Source organism: Maribacter spongiicola (assembly GCF_052119685.1).
In the GTDB taxonomy this organism is placed as follows: domain Bacteria; phylum Bacteroidota; class Bacteroidia; order Flavobacteriales; family Flavobacteriaceae; genus Maribacter; species Maribacter spongiicola_A.
Genome location: NZ_JBGQOO010000002.1, coordinates 434,715 through 458,252, shown reverse-complemented (window position 1 = coordinate 458,252; position 23,538 = coordinate 434,715). Strand labels below are relative to the sequence as shown.

Annotated in this window: 21 protein-coding genes; 5 read left to right on the top strand and 16 right to left on the bottom strand. The window is 35.2% G+C overall.

Features of this window, described 5'->3' with window-relative positions; genetic code table 11:
- The first annotated feature begins 62 nt into the window (after window positions 1-62).
- Complete coding sequence (locus ACEN2N_RS06240) at window positions 63-896, top strand: alpha/beta fold hydrolase (protein ID WP_441823511.1); 834 nt, start codon at window positions 63-65, stop codon at window positions 894-896.
- 72 nt (window positions 897-968) lie between these two features.
- On the opposite strand, the gene ACEN2N_RS06235 is transcribed toward ACEN2N_RS06240, so the two are convergent.
- Both ACEN2N_RS06235 and ACEN2N_RS06230 read right to left on the bottom strand, forming a co-directional pair.
- The gene (locus ACEN2N_RS06235; RefSeq protein WP_441823510.1) at window positions 969-1,811 is read right to left on the bottom strand and encodes an endonuclease/exonuclease/phosphatase family protein; all 843 of its coding nucleotides are present in this window, start codon (window positions 1,809-1,811) and stop codon (window positions 969-971) included.
- 4 nt (window positions 1,812-1,815) lie between these two features.
- Window positions 1,816-3,843 (bottom strand): S9 family peptidase, encoded by a 2,028-nt coding sequence (locus tag ACEN2N_RS06230; protein ID WP_441823509.1) that lies wholly within the window; start codon window positions 3,841-3,843, stop codon window positions 1,816-1,818.
- Window positions 3,844-4,136: 293 nt separating this feature from the next.
- Here ACEN2N_RS06230 and ACEN2N_RS06225 point away from each other — a divergent pair, with 293 nt between their 5' ends.
- The gene (locus tag ACEN2N_RS06225; protein WP_441823508.1) at window positions 4,137-5,120 is read left to right on the top strand and encodes an SDR family oxidoreductase; all 984 of its coding nucleotides are present in this window, start codon (window positions 4,137-4,139) and stop codon (window positions 5,118-5,120) included.
- Window positions 5,121-5,333: 213 nt separating this feature from the next.
- Here the strand turns inward: ACEN2N_RS06225 and ACEN2N_RS06220 are convergent, their stop codons facing one another.
- The 8 genes from ACEN2N_RS06220 to ACEN2N_RS06185 all read right to left on the bottom strand — a co-directional run bounded on the left by ACEN2N_RS06220 (window position 5,334) and on the right by ACEN2N_RS06185 (window position 15,724).
- Complete coding sequence (locus tag ACEN2N_RS06220; protein WP_441823507.1) at window positions 5,334-6,839, bottom strand: M28 family peptidase; 1,506 nt, start codon at window positions 6,837-6,839, stop codon at window positions 5,334-5,336.
- 54 nt (window positions 6,840-6,893) lie between these two features.
- Window positions 6,894-7,520 (bottom strand): Pycsar system effector family protein, encoded by a 627-nt coding sequence (locus tag ACEN2N_RS06215; protein WP_441823506.1) that lies wholly within the window; start codon window positions 7,518-7,520, stop codon window positions 6,894-6,896.
- Between the two features lie 146 nt (window positions 7,521-7,666).
- Complete coding sequence (locus ACEN2N_RS06210) at window positions 7,667-9,478, bottom strand: DUF885 domain-containing protein (RefSeq protein WP_441823505.1); 1,812 nt, start codon at window positions 9,476-9,478, stop codon at window positions 7,667-7,669.
- Window positions 9,479-9,554: 76 nt separating this feature from the next.
- Window positions 9,555-10,595 carry an adenylate/guanylate cyclase domain-containing protein gene (locus tag ACEN2N_RS06205; protein WP_441823504.1) on the bottom strand — a complete coding sequence of 347 codons (1,041 nt, stop codon included), beginning with the start codon at window positions 10,593-10,595 and terminating at the stop codon, window positions 9,555-9,557.
- A gap of 4 nt (window positions 10,596-10,599) precedes the next feature.
- Complete coding sequence (locus ACEN2N_RS06200; RefSeq protein ID WP_441823503.1) at window positions 10,600-10,974, bottom strand: response regulator; 375 nt, start codon at window positions 10,972-10,974, stop codon at window positions 10,600-10,602.
- A gap of 53 nt (window positions 10,975-11,027) precedes the next feature.
- On the bottom strand, window positions 11,028-13,193 hold the full coding sequence (locus ACEN2N_RS06195) for an ATP-binding protein (RefSeq protein WP_441823502.1): 2,166 nt from the start codon (window positions 13,191-13,193) through the stop codon (window positions 11,028-11,030).
- Between the two features lie 504 nt (window positions 13,194-13,697).
- Window positions 13,698-14,390 carry a Type 1 glutamine amidotransferase-like domain-containing protein gene (locus ACEN2N_RS06190; RefSeq protein ID WP_441823501.1) on the bottom strand — a complete coding sequence of 231 codons (693 nt, stop codon included), beginning with the start codon at window positions 14,388-14,390 and terminating at the stop codon, window positions 13,698-13,700.
- Window positions 14,391-14,428: 38 nt separating this feature from the next.
- Window positions 14,429-15,724: a DEAD/DEAH box helicase gene (locus ACEN2N_RS06185; RefSeq protein ID WP_441823500.1), complete on the bottom strand. Its 1,296-nt coding sequence runs from the start codon at window positions 15,722-15,724 to the stop codon at window positions 14,429-14,431.
- A gap of 593 nt (window positions 15,725-16,317) precedes the next feature.
- Between ACEN2N_RS06185 and ACEN2N_RS06180 the strand changes: the two genes are divergently transcribed.
- Window positions 16,318-16,554: a hypothetical protein gene (locus ACEN2N_RS06180; RefSeq protein WP_441823499.1), complete on the top strand. Its 237-nt coding sequence runs from the start codon at window positions 16,318-16,320 to the stop codon at window positions 16,552-16,554.
- 163 nt (window positions 16,555-16,717) lie between these two features.
- Here ACEN2N_RS06180 and ACEN2N_RS06175 read toward each other — a convergent pair whose 3' ends face one another.
- From ACEN2N_RS06175 to ACEN2N_RS06150, 6 genes are all read right to left on the bottom strand, one after another.
- Window positions 16,718-18,268, bottom strand: coding sequence for an NAD(P)/FAD-dependent oxidoreductase (locus ACEN2N_RS06175; protein WP_441823498.1), 1,551 nt, complete (start codon window positions 18,266-18,268; stop codon window positions 16,718-16,720).
- Between the two features lie 70 nt (window positions 18,269-18,338).
- On the bottom strand, window positions 18,339-18,950 hold the full coding sequence (locus ACEN2N_RS06170) for an alpha-ketoglutarate-dependent dioxygenase AlkB family protein (RefSeq protein ID WP_441823497.1): 612 nt from the start codon (window positions 18,948-18,950) through the stop codon (window positions 18,339-18,341).
- 141 nt (window positions 18,951-19,091) lie between these two features.
- Window positions 19,092-19,571, bottom strand: a complete 480-nt coding sequence (locus ACEN2N_RS06165) for a hypothetical protein (protein ID WP_441823496.1) — start codon at window positions 19,569-19,571, stop codon at window positions 19,092-19,094.
- Window positions 19,572-19,679: 108 nt separating this feature from the next.
- A complete protein-coding gene (locus tag ACEN2N_RS06160; RefSeq protein WP_441823495.1) occupies window positions 19,680-20,054 on the bottom strand; it encodes a hypothetical protein in 375 nt (124 codons plus the stop codon).
- A 1-nt stretch (window position 20,055) separates the two neighbouring features.
- Entirely contained in the window at window positions 20,056-21,528 is a 1,473-nt protein-coding gene (locus ACEN2N_RS06155; protein ID WP_441823494.1) for a potassium/proton antiporter, read from the bottom strand.
- A gap of 123 nt (window positions 21,529-21,651) precedes the next feature.
- Complete coding sequence (locus ACEN2N_RS06150) at window positions 21,652-22,083, bottom strand: hypothetical protein (protein WP_441823493.1); 432 nt, start codon at window positions 22,081-22,083, stop codon at window positions 21,652-21,654.
- A 116-nt stretch (window positions 22,084-22,199) separates the two neighbouring features.
- On the opposite strand from ACEN2N_RS06150, the gene ACEN2N_RS06145 reads away from it, so the two are divergent.
- Both ACEN2N_RS06145 and ACEN2N_RS06140 read left to right on the top strand, forming a co-directional pair.
- Window positions 22,200-22,469: an ArsR/SmtB family transcription factor gene (locus tag ACEN2N_RS06145; protein ID WP_324026438.1), complete on the top strand. Its 270-nt coding sequence runs from the start codon at window positions 22,200-22,202 to the stop codon at window positions 22,467-22,469.
- Between the two features lie 52 nt (window positions 22,470-22,521).
- Window positions 22,522-23,532 (top strand): LLM class flavin-dependent oxidoreductase, encoded by a 1,011-nt coding sequence (locus ACEN2N_RS06140; protein WP_441823492.1) that lies wholly within the window; start codon window positions 22,522-22,524, stop codon window positions 23,530-23,532.
- Window positions 23,533-23,538: the final 6 nt, after the last annotated feature.

Below are 23,538 nucleotides of genomic sequence, written 5' to 3'. Positions count from 1 at the left end.
GTTTCGTGTTACATAATTATTGAGATACTGATTAACTTGTGTAGGAATTTAAAAATGAGAATATGCCTTTTATAACAAATACAAAAGCAAAAGAACAAGTAGATATTTTTTACGAAGATTACGGAAGCGGACAACCGGTGATTTTAATTCATGGATGGCCATTAAGCCGTAAATCTTGGGAACAACAAGTTTGGAAAATTGTCGAAGAAGGCTATCGCTGTATATCTTACGACCGTAGAGGTTTTGGAACATCATCTGCACCTTGGGGAGAATATGATTATTCTGCTCTAGCAAGTGATTTAAATGCGATCATAGAAGAGTTGGATTTGAAGGACGCAGTTATTGTTGGTTTTTCAATGGGAGGAGGAGAAGTAGTTCGTTATTTAACGGATTATGGTTCTAGTAGAATAGCAAAAGCAGCGTTAATAAGCTCTATTGTTCCATTGGTAAAACATAAATCTGATAATCCAGTTGGAGTGCCAGAAGAAGCTTTAGACGGTATTATAGATGCCTTACAGAAAGATAGAGTTGGGTTCTTAAAAGAGTTCAGCAAAGGGTTCTATAATTATGAGGATAATAAGGGAAAAAGAATTAGTCAGGCGCAATTGGATTACGATTTTACTATTGCTTCATTTGCTTCGCCTAGAGCAACAATACAAGCGGCTCTTGCATGGATGAATACCGATTTTAGACCAGAGCTAAAAAACGTAACAGTGCCAACATTGATAGTTCATGGAGATGCAGATGCCACTGTACCTTTTGAAACATCTGCAAAACAAGCTGCAGAAGGAATTAAATATAGTACGTTAGAGGTTATCAAAGGAGCTCCGCACGGACTTAATGTAACCCACCCAGAAGAATTGAATGAGATATTGATTTCATTTTTAAAGAAATAAAAATATTCTCTTTCAAATAAAAAATCCCGATTGTTTCGACAATCGGGATTTTTTATGCTGTCTAATAAAATCTTAGTTCTTCATTTCTAAGTTTGCGAATACGGGCAAATGATCGGAAATATGCTTGTTGTTTTCCATTCTGTCATCAATATGAATATACTCTAGAACTTTAAAATTCTCAACAAATACATAGTCAATACGGTTATTTAAAACTCTATTGTGGTCAAAACCGCTAAAGGAACCAGTAGGACCATAGAACGGTTTTTTGGTGATCGATTGGCCATCTATCAAAGCGCCTTGCAAGTATTTAATAGGAGTTTCATTAGGGCTCAAATTCAAATCACCCATAAGAACTACCGGAAGCTTATTTGAATTTATTTCTTTGATTTTAGTAACTATAAGTTCAGCAGATTTTTCACGGGCAACAGTGCCTATATGATCAAAATGGGTGTTAAATACCATAAACTGCTTACCGCTTTCTATATCTACAAATACCCCATACGTACAAATACGTTCCATAGAAGCATCCCAACCTACTGAAATTTCATGTGGAGTTTCAGAAAGCCAAAACGTTTCACTTTTTAAAAGCGTATACTTTTTGGTATTGTAAAGAATAGGGGAGTATTCCCCTTTTTTCTTTCCATCATCTCTACCAACGCCAATATAGGTGTAGTCTGATAAGTTTTCATCCAAATAGGTCAACTGATGATCAAGTACCTCTTGCATACCAATAATGCCTGGCTCATAATAGTTTAAAAGTTCAACCATGGCTTCTTTTCGGTCGTTCCAATTGTTTACCGTATCGTTTACATTATCATACTTGATATTGTATGATAACACCTTGACTTCTTGTCCGTATGTAGTTAAAAACGAGATGAATAATCCTAGTATAAAAATATTTTTTTGAATTTTCATACGACTATTCTGCTTCTTTGTATTTCTCGAACCAAGCTAAAACACTGGCAATTTTTGCAATTAAATTACTTGGTCTGTTGGCAATACCGTGGCCTGCACCAGGTATACGTACCATAGCAGTTTCTACACCCTCTAATTTTAGTGCGGTATAGAATTGTTCAGATTCTGCAATAGGTGTTCTATAATCCTCCTCACCAGTAAGTAGCATTGTTGGGGTAGTTACATTGGCTACATACATTAAAGGAGAACGTCTAAAATAATTTTCTGGATCTTCCCATGGTTTTTTGCCGAACCAGTATTTAGAGAAAAAAGCAGCACCATCGGCATACAATACAAAGCTTGTCCAGTTAATTACTGGCTTGGCAACTACAGCAGCTTTAAAGCGGTCTGTTTTTCCTACTATCCAAGCAGTAAGCACACCGCCGCCACTTCCACCGGTAACAAAAAGATTGTCGGTATCAACATATCCTTTTTTAATAACGGCATCTACACCACTCATTAAATCTTCATAATCATGATTAGGGTAGTCGTGGTGTATTAAATTTCCAAATTCCGCTCCGTAACTTGTACTACCTCTAGGGTTACTATATAATACCACATAACCTGCGGCGGCATAAGCTTGTATTTCGGCACTATAAACAGAACCGTAGCTAGTAAACGGTCCGCCATGAATTTCAAGAATAAAAGGATATTTTTTATTTGGATCAAAATTTGGCGGAGTAACCACCCAACCTTGAATCTTTTGTTGGTCATAAGAAGACTCCCACCAAATTTCTTCAGTTTTACCTAAGTCCCTGAACGAGAAAAGATCATCGTTTACAAAAGTTACTCGTTTAGAACCTTTTTTGTCGGCAACACCTAAATCAGAAGGATGTTCCGTATTACCCAGAGTATATGCAAATCGTGAGTTTTTAGAAACTGTAAAATCACCTGCATTATAAGGTCTTCCTAATGACAAACCACCAAGACCTTCAACTAAAGTTGTAATTTTTCCATCAAGTGTAATGTGTCCAATTTTGGTAGCACCTTCCGTATCATATTGAAAATAAAGACCTTTACCATCGTTAGCCCATTGCGCATTAGCTATATCTCTATCGAAATCTCCAGATAGCAATTTTGAGTTTGTACCATCGGTATTCATCACATATAAATTCGTGATTTGGTACCCCATTAATTTATCATCGTTACCTGTGTACGCAATCATCTTGCCATCAGGAGAAACTGTTGGAGAGCTGTCAGGACCATATCTTGTAGTCAACGGAGAAACTTCGCCGTTTGAAATGTTCAGGGCATATACCTCACTATTGGCAGGTTCAAAGGCCTCATCAGGATTAAAATTCGCTGAGAAGTAAAGTGTTTTGTCATTTTTGGACCATACAGGTGCACCGTGATCAAAAGTTGTTGCCGTCAATTGTTTAGGTGTACCACCATCAATAGAAAGGGTGAAAATTTGGTCGTGCCCACCTTTAATATAACCTTGTCCGTCACCTCTGTAATTTAATTTGTCAATGTAAGTTGGAGGTGTGTTCCATTTTGCACCTTCCGGCTTTGCAGGTAATTTTACTATAGATTCTTCAGCTTCTGGTACAAACATGGTAAATGCCAAATAACGGTCATCGTTAGACCAACTAACTGCTCCTGGTGCTTTAGGCGTATTAGTTAATGGTGCAATTTCTTTGGTATCCATCCACATGATATACAATTTCATCTTATCATCGGATTTGTTCGATTTAAAGATGATTTTTTTACCATCATGAGACCAACGTGGGTAGTAATCATTTTGGTTACCAGTTGTAATTGGTCTGTTTTGCGAACCATCATAATTTACCATCCATAAGTTAGATAAGTTCTTATCTGTCATGATGTCCTTAAAATTTCGGACATAGATAATTTTGGTTCCATCAGGTGATATCCGAGGGTCAGATACATACTCCATGTTAAAAATATCGGTAAGCTCAAGATTTGAAGAAACTTGGGCGGTTACAGATACTGTAAACAGCAAGAGAAATAGTGATTTGATAATAATTTTCATAGTGTTGAATTTGGTTTGAAATGATAGTATGAAGATAATGATAAAGCTTAAAAAGAGATGCCTCATGCTATAGTAAACTTCTTAAAATATAGATGTTCTTAACATTCTCTTTTTGTATTTTCACATTAAAGAAGATAAAGGTTATTGACAACAAATTCATCTGGTATATACAGCATGCTATAAAGTTGAGGTATTTGCATTTTATTCTTTCTTTAAGGCAGGTGAATATTTAATACGGATGTATAAAGTGATAAGTTGTAATTATTTGATTATTAGTATTTTAAAATATAAAAATGAAAGTATTATTTATAGGAGGAACAGGAAATATTAGCACACCAAGTAGTAGATTGGCTGTTGCTAAGGGAATGGATTTATATGTATTAAATAGGGGGAAAGCCAAAGTTGAGATTGAAGGTGCGCATTCAATTATCGGAGACATCAATAAACCCGAAGAACTTACAGAGCTTAAAAAACATGACTGGGATGTTGTCGTAAACTGGATCGCTTTTACACCAGAAGACATTGAGCGTGATATTGAATTGTTTAGAGGGAAAACCAAACAATATATTTTTATTAGTTCGGCATCTTGTTATCAGACACCTTTGAGCTATCCTGTAATTACGGAATCTACACCGTTATGTAATAACCTGTGGGACTATTCTCAAGGTAAAATACAGTGCGAAGATCGATTGCAAAAAGCATATAGAGAAGAAGGATTTCCTATCACTATTGTTCGTCCGTCACTAACATATGATACCGTAATACCAATTGCCATTGGCGGATTCAACAAATACAATACTGCACAACGAATTTTAGATGAGAAAGAAATCATCGTTCATGGAGATGGTACATCACTTTGGACGGTAACCCACTCCGACGATTTTGCAAAAGGCTTTGTTGGGTTATTAGGAAATACACCCGCTATTGGTCATGCATTCCATATCACATCAGATGAGGTTTTGAGCTGGAATATGATTTACAAGATTTTAGCAGATGCCTTAGGAAAAGAAGCGAAGGTAGTACATATTGCTTCTGACTTTATCTGTAAAGTAGAACCTTCTTTTACAGGAACTTTATTGGCAGATAAGGCAGAAAGTGTATTGTTTGATAATACCAAGATTAAAACCTTTGTACCCGGATTTAAAGCAACCATTCCTTTTTCTGAAGGGATAAAAAGGACCATTAAGTGGTTACAAGAAGATCCAGAGCGCCAGAATATAGATCAAGAGACTGAAGCTAAAATCGAGAATGTGTTGAAGGTTTATAAAGGGTTGTAGATTTAGAAATTTAATTTAAGAGTAATTCATCATTCTTATTACCCACCGCTTTATCCCCTCCAAGGAGGGGAGGATTACATTTTTGATTTTGAACTAGAAGTGCCTTTAAATCTAGGGTTACTATGTCAATTCTGTAAATATTTTAAAATGTCAGCAGGAGCTATTCCCCTCTCGGGAGAGCTAAGGGGTGGGTTTTTGTTTGTAGACTATATGCTAGTTTTTGATAGGTGACGCTTCAGGAACTATTTCATATAGAACATTTGCCGCAGCTTCATACTTATCACCTTTAACCCAAAAAGGTGTTTCAGGATTGTTGGCTATTAACCTACCTGAGAGCACGTATCCACGATAAAATTTTAGTAGGTAATCAAAATCTAAGCTATCTGCCTCATCACCAGCTTGATGGTAATATTTATTGATTTCATCATCAAAGGCATCAAAACCTGTGGAATAGGTAGGAGCAGGAACACCTTTGCTAGCGAAACTTACATTATCACTACGATCAAAAAGACCTTGTTCGGGTGCAGGGTCGTCTATGGCTTCTAGTCCAAATGTAGCAGCTCCAGCTACAATATGTTTTTGTGCTGTTGTTCTATTTAATCCAATTACGGTTGCCAATTTTGTATTATTATACCCGCCACCATCAGTGTTGAAACCATATACAATTTGCTTGAGTGGAAATATAGGATTCTCAACATAATATTGACTACCTAATAAACCTTTTTCCTCGCCCGTAAAAAAAATGAATATAGCTGACCGTTTTGTAGGAAACTTTCCAATATTCTCTGCCATATTTAAAACTGCGGTGGTACCTATAGCGTTATCTCTGGCTCCATTATAAATACTATCTCCTGTGGCATCCGGCTTGCCAATACCCACATGGTCATAGTGCGCAGAATACATAATATACTCGTCCTTTAGTTTCGAATCAGTGCCTTCCAAGACTCCAATCACATTTTGAGTAATTAGAGTTTTCTCTTTCTTTCCATCAGTTTCAATTGAATACGATAATTTTGAATTAGTTAATACATCTAGTTTTTCTGGAGTCGTGTTTACCCAAAGATGAATAAAATCAGTTTTTGGATTTTGGTCATCCATAGCATCAGGAATCTTAACATTTTCTCCCATAAAGTGCGATATTCTCGACCACCATTCTTCATCTAGCAAGGTCATTTCAATTAAACCAATAGCCCCATTTTTAAGGGCTAACTGTTGCTTTTCTTTATGTGAGCCATAAATAGCTCTAGCATCAGAGGCTTCTGAAGTGCCGCCTTTAACTATGATTAGTTTTCCTCTTACATCTATTCCTCTGTAATCTTCTTCACTTCCAAAACCAAGATATACAGCTTTTCCAGAAGGCGATGCTGCTTTTGCTTTAACGGCAATGGTATGTGGATAGTTCTCGCCATCTATAGAGACTTTTAGCAGACTTGGTTGGGCTGTTTGTGAAAGTTTAAATGACTGATAGTATGAATTAGTGGCAGGGTTCGGTTGTATTCCATACCCTCGCAAGGTATTTGCAAGATAAGATGCCGCAATCTTTAATTCTGGCGATCCTGTGGCACGACCATTCAAAGCATCATCTGCCAAAAAATAAATATGACCTTCAATTTTCCTTTTGTCTACCGTTTTTGTTGCTTTTTCTGTGTCGGTTTGCGCAGATACTATTGTGTTTAAAGTTAAAGCTGATAGTAGTAAAAAAAGTTTCGCTGTTTTCATAATCTCATTTTTAATAGGTTTATTCAGGTAATATTTATATCAATTTTACAATTGCTAAGCAATTCTAAGCACCCCGTAATAAATAGCGGTTATTAGTAACAGAATTAGACTAATGGCTAAAAAACGAATGGAACGTTGTACGTTTCTAAATTTCCAAGCGGCAATTTTTGAGTTGATATAGATTTGTTCTCCTAATTGCTCAAAAACCTCTTCTTCGTTCATACTTACCTTATAGAATTTTTTTGAGAATTCTTTGATGCTCCCAAATTTGGTTATGACATCTCCAAAATAAAATACATTGTCACTATAGTTTCCTTCTAATTTTGGAATAAAGCAGCGTACGCTATAAAAAACGGAAACAGTAGTGGCAACAAACCAAAGTCCGATAAAGACATAAAATAAAATAGCATTAGAAACCGAGTGCATTACAGGAGGTGCACTTTGATAAATGAAATTCAATATAATACCGTAAAAGGATAGAATTAGACCTGCTTTTAATTCAGAAGCCTTTATTAAGCTTGATACGTAATTGATGGTACCCCAATAGTGATCCACCAATTCTTCTGCATGCCCCTTAGATTTAAGTTCATCTAAGAGTCCTTTTTCAAAAGCAGATAACGGATTTTCCTTTGCCTTAATTTTAGTAGTTTTTTTATTTTCAGGTGGTAATGGTTTGGTCATAATTAGAAATTTAAATACTGCAAATAATTATTCAAGTACATTATAGACAGTAAGTGGTTGTGCTTTATACTTCATGTTAATACTACCTAGGTTCTCACATTTAAAAGCCTCTTTAACCTCTAATATCATAATATTAAATTTTCATTTTATAATTTTGTTGTTTGCTTTGTAATCCAATTATTCACATTGGCTTCCAAAACATCTAAGGGAATGGTCCCACTTCCTAATACTACGTCATGAAATGCCCTGATATCAAATCGATCATTAAGAGCAGTCTCAGCTTTTTTTCTTAGTTCTTTTATTTTTAATTCTCCGATTTTGTAAGCTAATGCCTGCCCAGGCATAGCAATATATCTATCTATTTCAACGGTAATATCATTTAAGCTTTTACCCGAATTCATTTTAAAATAATCTATGGCTTTTTGTCTAGACCAACCGTAAGCGTGGATGCCCGTATCTACTACTAAGCGTATGGCACGCCACATCTCATACGTTAGTTGCCCGTATTTGGAATAAGGATCTTTATAGAACCCTAATTCTGGACCTAAGCTTTCCGAATAAAGCCCCCAACCTTCAATAAATGCGGTGAAATTCAACATAGATTTAAATTCAGGAACACCTTCAAGCTCTGACGCTAACGCTATTTGTAGGTGATGACCGGGAACGGCTTCATGAATACTCAAGGCTTCCATTTCCCATTTGGGTCTAGTTTTTAAGTTATAGGTGTTGGCATAAAAATAACCAGGTATCCCAGATTGTAAAGAACCTGGGTAATAATAAGCAGTTGTAGAAGCCTTTTCTGAGTAGGCCGGTACTTGCTTTACACCATAAGGTAATCTAGGTAGCTTGCCAAAGAGTTTAGGTAAAACAGGATCTATGCGCTTACAAATGTCTCGGTATGCTGTAAGCAGCTCTTCTGGAGTTTCAAAGAAAAATTGAGGGTCTTCTCTTAAGAAATCATTAAAAGCGGTAAGGTCTCCTTCGAAGCCAATATCTGACTTCAAATTTTCCATTTCCTTTTTAATTCTTGCTACCTCAGATAGTCCCAATGTGTGCACTTCTTTGGCAGTCATATTGGTAGAGGTGTGGTATGTAATAAGTTCATTGTACCAAGCTTCGCCATTTGGTAACTGGTTAAGACCATAACTTTCACGGGCTTTGGGTAGATATACTTTCTCCATAAAATCGGTAAACTTTATTAGCGCAGGATTTATTTTAGTAGCAATAATCTTCTGCGCATCATCTGTTATGGATGCTCTTCCTTCTATAATTATTCCTTCTTTAAGATTGGCGAAGGGGGTATAAAAAACGCTTTCTTCGGGAGTATTCGAAATAATTTGTTTTAATTGTTCGGGTACTTGAATGACCGTATTTCGAGGCATCACAATACCTTTTTCAATTCCCTCGGTCAAGGTACTTTGAGCTTGTTGCAATAATTTAGGTAGTCCTTCTAATCTGGACAAAATATTTTTGACTCCAGTTGAAGAATTGGTGGGCATCATTTGTATAATTGCAGGGAGGTATATGTGAAACCCATCTATTTGATCAATGATTAAATACTTTTCAGGAAACTGACTTTCAAGAGTATACTGAGTACTTACAGCTGCGTTGAAAATATCTAAATTCACGACCTCTTCTTCTGTCAATTCTTTGACATCAAACCACTTCTGAGCTTCATTAAATAATTTTAAGTTGGCTAATTTCTTATCTGCACCTTCAAGAGAAAAGTCATCCCATACATCATCATATCCAGGTTTACCAAAAAAAGTAGCCAGTGCTGGCGATTCCGCTATTTGGTTTTGCGCATAGGCTTCAAAAAAAGCTTTTAAACGTTCACTTTCATCTTCAAAATTAGACTTGTTTTTAATAAAGCTCAGTTGCTCTTCAATTGATTGCTTTGTCCTTTGCTTGACATTCTCTTGCTGATACCCGAAAAAAGGAATCAATAAGGCAATCATAAGTACTATGTTAAAAAATTTGAATTTGTTTATTTGATTGTTTTTTTGATCATGACTATTAATTTATTTTGACTAGCTATTCTATCACATTGTACACGGTAAGCGGTTGCGATTTATTTTTCATATTGATACTGCCTAAGTTTTCACATTTAAAGGCTTCTTTTACTTGCTCATAACAACTTTCACAGATAATAATTTGATTTTCTTTAGCAGCATCTTGCAACCTGGCGGCTGTATTTACGGTATCACCAATAACGGTGTAATCGAGACGCTTAAGAGTAGCGGAACCAATATTTCCCGAAATCATTTCCCCGCTTTTAATACCAATAGATACTTTTGGCTGGTATGTTTCTTTGCCTTCCTCTTTAGGTAAGCTGTTTACTTGATTTCTAATGGCCAATGCGGCATCAATGGCACGGTCTAAATGATATTCTCCTCTAAAAACGGCCATTACGGCATCACCTATAAATTTATCTATGATACCATCTTGCTCCATTATTTCTTTTACCATGGTATCGAAATAGGTATTTAGCATTGAAACGACGATATCTGGACTAGTGGTTTCACTAATTTTTGTGAATCCGCATACGTCAACAAACATAATGGTACCTTCAATATTCTCGTTTGCCATTATTTTAGACTCATACTCTTGACCACCCATAAAATTGAGTACGTTTTCATCAACATACATTTTTAAAATGTTATTTTCTTTAATGGCCTGTAGTGTTTTTCTAATTTCCATGGCATGCTTTAAAGTCTTTTCCATGGTAATGGTCAAGTCTTCAAAATTTATGGGTTTGGTGATAAAATCAAAAGCACCACGGTTCATTGCCACACGAATATTTTCCATATCCCCATAGGCAGAAACAATGACCGATTTTATAAGCGGACTAGATTCATGTAACTCAGAGAGTAGTGTAAGACCGTCCATCTCTGGCATATTAATATCGCTCAAAACAATATCTATACCGGGATTTTTATCCAGCTTTTCTAGTGCGTCCCTACCATTTATGGCAAATACAAACTCGTATTCGTTTTGCCGTATTTGCTTTCTAAATTTCTGTTTGATGAGTATCTCTAAGTCCGTCTCATCATCTACTACCATTATCTTTGCCATAGTCTTAGGTTAAGGTTATCAGCTTATCTTTTAATAATGAAAAATCTAAAGGCTTAGTCAGAAAATCATCGGCACCTAGAGTTTTAGCCATTGTTCTATTCTCGTCATCGCCATAGGCGGTAATCATCATGACCATTGGTGGTGGTTTCACATAATTTTTTTTAATGTTATCCAATAACTCTAAGCCGCTCATGCCGGGCATATTTATATCAGATAATATCAACACCGCTTCATGTTCCATTGCTTTCATTAGTATTAAAGCTTCTTCGCCTGAGAATGCAAAAACAAATTCGAACTCCTCTTTTTTTATTTCTTTTCTAAAACGCTGTTGAAAAAGCATTTTTACATCTTGTTCATCATCTACAACTAATATCTTCATAAGTTGGTCTTTTTGTAATTTTCAAATAATTTCAATGGGGAACATTAAATCATTTATTTCATTGGTAATGTGATAGTGAAGGTGGTACCTTCTCCTTGTTTAGTATCAACAGTTAATTCACCGCCGTGAGCTTTTACAATATCATAGCTTAATGATAGGCCTAGTCCAGTACCTTCGCCAGAAGGTTTGGTGGTGAAGAAAGGTTGAAAAATTTTGTCCAATACCTCTTTAGGTACTCCGTTACCATTGTCAGATACCTTAATGAGTACCATATTATCCTGTTTTTCTGTACTTACAGAAACGGTAGGGTTGTAGCCTTTTGGGTTTTCTTCTTTTTTCTTTTTGACAACATAAAAAGCATTGGTAATTAGATTTAAAATTACCCTACCCATATCTTGGGACACGATATTTAATTTACCGATGGAGTCATCAAAGTCGGTATTCAACGTAGCATTAAAAGTTTTATCTTTTGCTCGCAAACCATGGTAGGCTAGGCGAAGGTATTCGTCTGATAAGATATTGATATTGGTCATTTCTTTTTGACCAGTACTGCTTCGGCTATGCTGTAGCATTCCTTTTACGATACCATCGGCACGTTTGCCATGAAAGATAATTTTATCTTCGTTAGCAGATACATCTTTAGCCAAAGCCTTTACTTCATCATAATTACCATTATCAATTTCTTCTTCCAGTTCTTCCAGAAGTTCTTTATTTACTTCAGAGAAATTGTTGACGAAATTTAATGGATTTTGAATTTCATGGGCAATACCAGCAGTTAACTCTCCAAGTGAAGCCATTTTCTCGGATTGGATGAGTTGGGATTGGGTGGCTTTTAATTCTTCTAAAGATTGATTTAATTCTGATGTTCTTTCTTTTACTTTTAATTCTAACTTTTCATTTTGTGAAGTAATAAGCGCACTCTTTTCAGCTTCTACCTTTACAAGTTCCATTGCATTTTGCCGCATATCCTCATTTTTCTCTCTCATACGATAAGCAACAAATGCCAACATGCCTAAAAAGAGAATAGCTTTACCGATCGTATCACTATAAACCATTATTAACCTTAGACTAAAATCATCTGTTAAAGAGGATTGTCTTACCAAAAATCCAACAAGAGTAAAGACATAAGATAATGTTAAACAATAAAGAAGTATTCTAGCAGATAAAACTTTATTCTTAGACTTTATGGATAGGTAGATTAAGAAAATGCCAATACTGATTTGAAATATAAAATATAGGAAACCCCCTATATTGTTAGTTAAAAAGAAGAAAAATAATGGTACAATTAAACTTGCCAAAATAAGCCATTTAGGTACTTTTCCAAAATATATTTTATAGGCGAACAAAACGCAGAATAAGTAAAAACATAATTCTAAATAAAATCTGCAATAGGCAAGTATTATCATGTAATGAGAATGTATAGTAAAGTACAAACTATCACCACCATAGAAAGCTGTGCTAATATTCGCTAATAACATTATAGTAGAAAAAAGAGCGATAAAGAGTAGTTCACTTTCCTCTTTAATAAGGAAATAAAGAAGCCAGAAAAGAATGAAGAAAATCAAAGAACTCAATAAGTCAAATAAATGTCTGTAACCTATAAAACTCATGTAGTCAAAATAGTCATTGGTAACAAATCTGGTAGAGCCCAAAGGAAGCCATTTAGCAATGCCCCAATAGGTACTATAGTCAACATAATGTATGGCTAATGTATATGTAGTGTCAGGCTCTAAAAAAATAGGAGATCGTATGTCGAAATCTTGAATATGCTCTTTAAACGAGGCTCTGTCATTCCCTTTTTCTCCAAATTGACGGAACAACTTTCCATTTATATAAATATCCTCTGCTGCATGGTCTTCTTTGTCCAAGTAGAGTGGAAGCTTTGCAAAAGCACTATCAATGGTAAATTGCAATCTGAACCATCCTTCAAATTTTCCAGAACTATCTGCCATATCATTAGTTATCTCAGAAGGATTTAATCGTTCCCAACCCCCTAAATCAATGTCTATAGATGATGCATCTTGCTTATTTCCTGATTTAAATATCCAACCTGCTTTATTTGTCAACCTTAAACCAAAAATTGAATCTAAATCTGCTTTCGTAAAATGCACGATTGTATCTAGTGCCAATCCATTTTTATCTACAGGGTTTTCTTGCCCACTTGCCGTAAATAGCATACAGAAAAATAGCGTGATGAATAATAGGGATTGTCTAATCATTGATTTTTAAGTTAATGGTTGAACCTGGTCCAAAAAAGTTTGTAAAGAAATTGGAGGTAGAAGAACAAATTAAAAACGCCTCATTCACGGAAGTACCGTTAAAACAAGAGTCATGATTAAAAAAAAAGAGTATTGGTTATTACGTAGACATTTAAATAACCATGTGACCAATTGGTATAAATTTCAACGATTTTTTTGTCCCTTTTTACAGCTAGTTTCATGTACTAATTGGTGGTTAGTTTGAAAAAAAATGTTCTGATTACAATTTCATATTTGTATTTAATTTTTGAATTAAACACAAAACAAATAAGGCTGCAAATCGTGGGGAGATCAGCAACAGATGGTGAATCAGAAAAATAAAGGGGAATTTTACACCCTTAAAGTACATAAATAACTTATACTTTTAAAGTGTTTTACTTATAATTTGGATAAGGATGATGAACTAGATTTCTCAATTAAGAAACTAGTATATAAAAATTAAAATAGGAATATTTTAGATAGAACCTAAGAAATAATAGTACTCGGTATCAATTCTTCAACAATTTCACCATCTTTTAAATACACGTAATAAGAGTGGTTTTCTTCATTCAAAGAAACAGAAGTATGTACCTCACCATCAATAAAATGAATAGCAGAACGGTCATCACAAGCGTAACCATTAGAAAGTTTACCTGTTTTAATATTTTCAAAATAAAGAGGTCTACGTGAAGTTTCAGAATTGTAATGTGGACAGTGGCTTTTGTCTATAAACGCCATCCCCCCAACAATGCTTAATTCTTTAGGTCTAGAATCTGTAGTTCCGCCATTAAACCAACATAAAGAACCTGCACTACCACCGCCCATGACCACTCCGTTATCATAAGCGTTTTTAAGAGCAATATCAATACCCTGTGCTTTCCAAATGGCAAGCATATTTAAGGTGTTCCCGCCGCCAACTATAATCGCATCCATACGAGAGATAATTTCCTCGAAGGATTCTTTTTGGTCGTATGAATTGATCCAGACAGATAATATATGCGGAGTAACATCTATTTGAGAACACACATCATAGAAAGAAGCAATATATTGTTCATCTTCACCGCTAGCGGTTGGTATAAAACACATATTCGGTTTTTCTTTACCTGTAGCTTTTGCGATATAATTTAAGAATGGTACGGTATGGCGACCGCTGCCATAAATAACCATTTGCTTTTTCATAAGGTGATATGTTGGTATAAATGAAATTCTAACAGAAGCTATTCGCTTCTGCTAGAGTCATTTCTTTTTTTAGGTTTGCTTGTATTTCTATTGTTCTTTCCTCGAAAGTTGTTACCACCAGGTCTATTTTTATTTCCTGATTTTCCAGGACCTCTAGGAGTTCTTGGAGGTCTGTCATCTTTTTCTTCTTCACCATCCTCATCGGTAAACTGATGCTCTGGCATACGTGGTACAGATTGGTTAATTAGCTTTTCTATATCACGTAAGTAAGGTCTTTCTTCTTTATCACAGAATGATATTGCGGTACCACTAGCATTTGCACGACCAGTTCTACCAATTCGGTGAACGTAAGTTTCAGATACATTGGGTAGGTCATAATTTACCACTAATGATAAATCGTCAACATCAATACCTCTTGCAGCAATATCAGTTGCAACTAGAACTTTTAGTTTACCATCTTTAAAATCACCTAAAGCCTTTTGCCTTGCAGTTTGCGATTTATTACCATGTATTGCAGCAGATCTTATACCTGCCTGGTCTAATTTCTTTACAATCTTATTAGCGCCATGCTTAGTTCTAGAAAAAACAAGAACAGATTCTTTTGGCTGTTGCTCCAGTAAATGAATAAGTAATTTTGGTTTATTCGCTTTACTCACAAAATAAACACCTTGTTCTACTTTCTCTGCAGTAGCTTGTTCAGGTTTAATGGTAACACGCTCAAAATCACCTAGCATTTTTCGAGATAACACAACAATATCTTTTGGCATAGTTGCCGAAAAGAATAACGATTGTCTTTTAGGAGGTAATTTTGAAATGATTTTTTTAATGTCGTGTATGAAACCCATATCTAACATTTGGTCGGCTTCATCTAAAACCACATGCTCTAAATCTCTAAAAGAAATAAAACCTTGATTCATTAAATCTAATAAACGACCGGGAGTAGCAATTAAAATATCAACTCCGCCTCTAAGCGCACTTACTTGTTTCCCTTGTTTTACACCGCCAAAAATAACAGTATTACGTAGGCCCGTATATTTACCGTAGGCCGTAAAACTTTCGCCAATTTGAATGGCCAGCTCACGTGTAGGTGTAACTACTAAAGCTTTAACCTTACGTTTTGTTTGACTTAAGCTAATACCCTCATACAGTTGATGTAAAATAGGAATACCGAAAGCAGCAGTTTTACCAGTACCAGTTTGTGCAACACCTAACAGGTCTTTGCCTTTAAGTAGTATAGGAATTGATTGTTCTTGAATTGGAGTAGGGTGAGTATATCCTTCGGCTTCTAAGGCTTTTAGGATTGGTTCGGCTAGGCCGAGTTCTTTAAATGTCATAAAAATTTTAATAAGTTGCAAAGGTACGCTTTAATGTGGAAGAAATAATATAGTGGTTGGTAGTTGGTATTTAGTTATAAGTACAAAGTATAAGGCAGGAAGTTAGAATAGATATATTTGGGTTAATGCTAGTTGAGAGGTTGTGGTTAGTAGTATTAAGGATCAAGTACAAAGTATTAAGTAGGAATAGAGAAAATAGAGAATAGACTTATTTTGATTAATGCCTCATGTAGAAGATTTAGTAAAGCTATATTTTATAGTTTCTAACAACTAACAACTAACAACTAACAACTTACAATCATCAATCATCAATCATCAATCATCAATCCAAAACCAACAACCAATAACTCATCTTGAACTTAAACTTGATTTTTGAGTTTGAACTTGTATTTAATTCTTGTATTTAAAACTTGGTTTGTCGGTTAACGGCACCAATTATCGGTAAGGTGATTTTAGGGTATGTGTCGTTTATCGATACGATTTTACACTTTACCCGAACTTGTGTCAAGTAACGAGTATTAAGGGTTTTTCAGCGATTCACCACCTAGTAAAAGAAGGTCTGCGGCGTTCTATTATTGTAACAAACGCAAGTCATGAAAACAATAATCGCAACAATCTTCATCATCTTTTTAAGCTTCACTGCTCAAGCACAAAACACTACTGAAGAAGTAAAGGTTGAAACAGTTGAAATGACCATCGTTACCGAAACCACTTACGAAATCAACTTAGAAGCGAAAACAGAGGTAGCGAGATTATACAAATTCAAAAATTCTAGAATTAAAAGAGATTTGAATTTTGTAACTAAAGCGAACAAGGCTAAGATGGCTTAAGTTTTAGTGTTCAGTTTTCAGTAGCTAGTTTACAGTATTAAGTATAAAGTACAAAGTGAAAAAAATAGAGTAGAGAGGAAAGACTACTGGCAATAACAATTTTGCTTTGCAAAATTTTATTTTCTATCAACCATCAACCATCAACCATCAACCAATTTAAACTTTAAAGTCCTACCATAGCAGCTTCGGCACAACGTTCTCCGTCCATTGCGGCAGAAACGATACCACCAGCATAACCGCCACCTTCACCGCAAGGAAAAAGACCTTTAATAACGGGGTGTTCTAATTTTTCATTTCTTGGGATACTTACAGGCGATGAAGTTCTAGATTCTACACCTACAATATTTGCCTCGGCAGTATAGTAACCGTGCATTTTATCACCGAAGGCTTTAAAACCTTGCCGCAGTCTACCACCAATAAGTTTTGGTAATAGGGAGTGTAGGGGAGCGGAGTTCAATCCCGGTTGATATGAAGTCGGATTTAAGTCTACAGAAAGGTTCCCATCTACGAAATCAGTTAATCGTTGTGCGGGAGCGGTTTGTGAGCGTCCACCAGATGTAAAAGCTAATCGTTCTAAATCTTTCTGATATTCTAATCCTTTTAATGCTCCGAATTTCTCGTATTTGGCAATGTCTTTATCCACATTTATTTCCACTACGATTCCGGAATTTGCATATAGGTTATTTCGTTTAGACGGAGACATTCCGTTCACAACAACCTCACCAGGTGAAGTTGCGGCAGGTACAATGAATCCACCGGGACACATACAAAAAGAATATACGCCACGGTCTTTCACTTGTTCTACTAAACTATAGGAAGCAGCGGGTAACAATTCGCTACGATCACCAGAGCAATGATATTGAATACTATCTATAATATGTTGCGGATGCTCTACACGTACACCCATTGCAAATGACTTTGCTTCAAGTGCAATGTCTTTTTTGTGAAGTAAATCGAAAATATCGCGAGCTGAATGTCCCGTTGCCAGTATCACACGTTCAACAGCCATTTCATCTTTCTCATTTAAAACAATTGCTTTTAGCGTGTTATCTTTAATAACGAAATCTGTCACTTTGGTATTGAAATGAATTTCACCACCATGCTGCTGAATTACTTCACGAATATTCTGAACAATTTTCGGAAGTTTATTTGTCCCAATATGCGGATGTGCATCTACCAAAATTTGTTCTGTAGCACCATGAAAAACCAAGCTTTCAAATATGCGACGCACATCGCCACGTTTAAGACTTCGTGTATATAGTTTTCCGTCAGAATATGTGCCGGCACCACCTTCCCCAAAGCAATAATTACTTTCAGGGTTTACTTGATGGTCTTGATTAATGGCTTTTAAATCTCGTCTACGATCCTTTACATTATTACCACGTTCAAGAACAATAGGTTTGTAACCCATTTCTAAACAACGTAATGCAGCCCACATACCGGCAGGACCGAAACCTATAATATGTATTGCTTTTGCGTTAGAGACATCTTTGTATTTAAAGTTAAGGGCATCGCTAGGGGCAGGTTCATTAATATAAATTGCCAGTTTGTAATTAAAGAAAATTTTAGGCTTACGAGCATCTATAGACTTTCGAAGCACCTTGATTTTAAAGGTACCATCTTCGAGTCCCAGATACTTTGCCGTACGAATTTCTAATCCGTTAGGGGTGCCTTCTTCCTTTAATGTTAACCGCAACTGTACATTTCTGACCATGCTGCAAAATTAAAGTAAAAATTATGATGAGCCCGCTAGCCAATCAAAAATGCTAAGGAGAATTATAATGCTATTTTTCAATAATAGTTCTAAAAGTCAAATTAACCCTTGGATTCTTGCTTTTAGTTGTTGGTGGAAGACGATGTAGCCAATTCGTTTGGGTTTCATCTTTCATAATCAATAAGCTACCATGTTCTAATACCAGTTCAACTTTTTCTTTAGATTCTTTATGTTTAAAAGCGAATTTGCGTTCATCGCCAAAACTAAGAGAGGCAATAGCTCCATTCTTTTTAAGGTCCTTTTCTCCGTCACTATGCCAAGCCATACCCTCACTACCATTATGATATAAGTTTAACAGGCACGAATTAAAGGTTTCTCCCGTTTCTTGTTCTATTTTATTCTTTAAGTCTAATAATTCCGTTGTCCACGGTAACGCCTGTTTTGTAGTGTTAGAGTAGGTGTATTCAAATGGTTTTTCGCCATACCAAGCCACTTTACGTTTGGTAATTATCTTTTTGCCAAAGATGATGGCTTCATCATTCTTCCAAACAATGTTATTGAGTAGTTTCTCTAGGTAATACACAGATTCCTGCTGGGTAAGTATTTTTCCGTAGTAATTAACTGTTCCACCCTGCGGAAGCAAATTTTTACTTTGGTCAACTTTTATATCAAATAATTTCATTTTCTAATTCATAATGAAGTGCTTTTACAAGCTAATAAAATTTTCACGTTTTAAAAAACAAAAGCGAACAGCAAATCTTCTCTTATTAGATCAGATTAACTATTCGCTTGGTTATTGGATTAAATTTTTGTAAAAAGCTTACTATGAATTTTTAAGCAAATTCTTAATCACCTTGTTCCATTTTTCTATTGACTGAAATTCACCACTTAATTGGTAGTTAACATCGACATTATAGAATTCAAAAACGGTGTCCGGTTCATTTCCATGTTTCGAAAAAAGAGTCAAAATTAAGCGATCGGTTATTTTCTCTTTTCTAGCATACGATTTGTCGATATTACCAATTTCAGCGGTCTTAATTTTTGATAAATCGGCGTATTGCTGATTTAAAACCTCTCCATTTTTAGAGATAAAGAAAATAAATTTCTTTTGGGCATCGATACCAATCGCGTAGTGTCCAAAAAATTCAAATTCAGAGATCGTACAATTATGTTTGCTGGCAACATCTCTTAACGATGTCATCATTTGTTTTTCTTTCGTTTTTCTATTTCTGTTGGTAATAACAAAAGGCATTGCACAAATTACAACAGATGCTAAACCAATAGCGGCTATTCCTAATTCCATTTTGTAATTTTTTAAATATGATATATTGATTTCTGTATGATGTTTTAAGTTGCATCATATCAAATAGTTATATATGATCGTCAAAACGACAACCTTTAAAAAAATGGATTACCAGAAACTATGAAAAGGGAAGATGAGGTCAGACTTTCTATGTCTGATCAATAAAGTATTAGCATACAGTTGGTACTGTCTAAATCTTGCTACGAAGCCTAACTCACTACTAATTATTTGAGAATTAAAACTTGTAAACGGTAGCTTATTATTAGGTGCTGATATTTCTGCAGCATCAGAAATAGAAATTTCAGATTGCTGTGCATGCGGAGATAAAACCTTAGTAGATTCAGAAAAATACGTTTTCTGATTTCCGTTTTCGCTTATTTCAATCTCGCTAGAAAAGGGTAACGTATTAGCAGAACTATATATACCGAAACAATAAATTGTTACCAGTAACAGAACTCTGAATATGTTATTCGTACTTTTCATATTATGCGATAACCGCTTGGTCGAGAATTACATTAACTTCTTTCAAACTTTCTTCATTATCTAGTAGTAAAACTAGAACATCATCAGCTTCAATAATTGTAGATCCTCCCGGACGTACAAATTTATTATTTCTCTTTATCATTACAATAAAAGCAGACCTCGGAATATGTAAATCTATAATTCGTTTACCTACAGCAAAACTATCAAGAGGTATAGATACTTCTTCCATTTCTGATTTTGGTAAATTCAGAATATACCTGTCATTCTCAGCAATAGGCTTTACCTCTTCTGGTAATGCTACATTTAACCATTTTGCAAAAATGGACAATGTGGTGCCTTGAATTAATACAGAAGATACAGAGATAAAAAATACGATACTAAAAATGATATTAGCCTTGTCAATACCTGCCAATAAGGGGTAGGTGGCAAAAACAATAGGCACTGCACCACGTAAACCCACCCATGAAATATAAAACCGACGTCCCATTTTCATTTTAAAAAACATAAGACTTAATAATACACTAACGGGTCTTGCTATTAGAATGAGGAATACCGAAATCAGTAATCCGATGCCTAAATAAGGAATAATTTGTGACGGAAATACTAATAGTCCTAAGGTAAGGAACAGTACAATTTGCATTAACCACGCCATACCATCGAACATCTTTAAAATAGTCGATTTATGAATTAGATCTTGATTGCCTAAATACACGGCACAAATGTAAATTGCTAAGAATCCGTTACCACCAACGACATCGGTCGCAGAGAATGTAATGAACATAAGGGCAATAACCAATACCGGATACAGTCCTTCAAAACCAAGTTTGATTTTGTTGATGATGATTTCGCTTAATTTACCGAAAGCGAATCCGCCGATACCACCTAAAATCATTTGTTTTAAAAACAGCGGGATAATAGATAATACACTTAAATTTTGATTAATAACCAGGGTTAAAAAAGCCAGTGTTAGCACATACGCCATCGGGTCATTACTACCACTTTCTAGCTCTAAAGTTGGTCTAAGATTACTCTTAAGTGCCAAATTTTTAGATCGTAATATAGAGAATACCGCTGCTGCATCTGTAGATGAAACTATAGAGCCTAACAGCATACTTTCATATATCGTGAAATCGGTAATATAATATACAAAAGCGCCTAGAGTAAGCGCCGTAAGCAATACGCCTAGGGTAGAAAGCATAATACCTTCTTTCAAAATCGGTTTTACTGATTTCCAGTTGGTATCCAGTCCACCAGAAAAGAGTATAAAGTTTAGGGAAACAATACCGATAAATTGAGCAAGCTTAGGATCATCAAATTTGATGCCTCCAATACCATCAGAGCCAGCCAGCATGCCTATTGCTAAAAAGAGTATTAAAGTTGGTACGCCAAATTTATACGATGTTTTACCCACTATAATACTGATAAACAGCAAAATAGAACCTACAAGAAGTATGTTCTCAATGGTAAGATTCATAGGTGGTTATTAACTTAAATTTTGTGGCTGTAAAGTTAATTTTTTTATCAAAAATTCAATGTAAATGTTAAGGTTTGGCACAATGTTAACATGTTGCATTAATACCCATGATTTATTGAAAATTTAATTTTTTATTCTAACTAGGGCAGTTATAATATTTATAGGGTATAATAACTGTATACAAACTGCCACAAGTGCGGATAATGTAATCGTTACTTGCTCATCAAAATATAAAGGGGAAATATCCTGACTGGCGGTCGGTAAGAAATACGGAATTAAGATAATCAAGCAGAAACCGATGACCGTTATGATTAAATGAATCACGGTCAGCCAATTTACCAACCTTCTATTTAACCTAATTACTACCCAGTAACCGAAACCTAGAATTCCAAAAATAATTGAAATTAAAACAGCTAAATGCATTATTGCAATAAGAAAATAGGAGTCATGAATATTGATGTCTAGTGTTTTATCAGGTTTTAGAAATCCGATTAGTAGTATAACAGGAATCAGAGTCCAGAAAATAATATGTGGTGCTTGAGTAATTTTCTTCATCTATAGATTGTAGTATTATTCTTAAGGTCAAGTTAATCATTATTAAGGTCTTCCCAATTTGTAATTTAAATCAATATTTATAAATACATTTGCATGTATCAATATATTAAAACATCATGGAGCTAAAACAAGTTGAGAAAATATCTAAAGCATTAAGTGATGTAAATCGTTTAAAATTGTTGCAGTACATGCAAAAGAATCAAGGAAAGGTAGAATGTACACGAGCCTGCGATTTGCTAGATTTAGCACAACCATCTATTAGTCATCATATTAAGAAATTAGTAGAAGCCGGATTGATAAATCAACATAAAATTGGTCGTAATTATAACTATTCACTGAATCATGAAGTGTGGGATAATTATATGATGCGTTTGCAAAATTTGTAATTTTTTAAATTAATATATAGATACTTTTAAATATATAAATGAATTTAATAGTATGAAAAAAATAAAATATTCCATATTAGATTTAGCCATAGTATCGCAAGGGACTACATTGAAAGATACTTTTGATCATTCGGTAGCTCTAGCACAAGCTGCGGAAGAAGCTGGCTATACTCGTTTTTGGCTGGCAGAGCATCATAATTCAGTAGCGATAGGCAGTAGTGCAACATCTATTTTAATAGGTAAAATTGCAGAGGAGACAAAAACAATACGAGTTGGATCTGGCGGAATTATGTTGCCTAACCATTCCCCGTTAATTATAGCGGAGCAGTTTGGTACATTAGGCATATTATATCCTAATCGAATAGACTTAGGTTTGGGGCGTGCACCGGGTACAGATCAGTTGACGGCACAAGCAATTCGTTCAGATTTTTACCAAGCAGCTCAGTCATTTCCTTTAGAGGTAGAAAAAATACAGCGTTATTTTTCTCCTGAAAATGCTAATGCAAAAGTACGTGCTACTTTAGCAGAGGGTGTAGATGTACCTTTATATATCTTAGGTTCAAGTACAGATAGTGCACATTTGGCGGCTAAAAAAGGATTACCTTATGCATTTGCCAGTCACTTCGCAACAACACATTTAATGAATGCGTTGAAGATTTATTATAATGAATTTCAGCCATCCAAAGAGTTGGAAAAACCTTATACGGCTGCCGGGGTAAACATCATTATTGCAGATACGGACGAAGAAGCAGAACGCATTTCTACATCGTTATATAAAATGATTATTGCGCTGTTGACGGGTAATAGAACCTTTATGCAACCACCGGTTGACATGACAGATGATTTGCATGAGTTAAGTCAGAACTCTGCGGTGCAGCAAATGTTGAAATACTCATTTATTGGAAGTAAAGAAACCGTTAAAAAACAAGTACAGCAGTTTATAGCAGATACTCAAGTAGATGAACTGATCGCTGTTACCAATATTTATGACGGACAAGACCGTATAAAATCTTATCAACTGTTTGCTGAGATTATGAAAGAATTGAATGGAGAGAACAGTTAAGTTCTT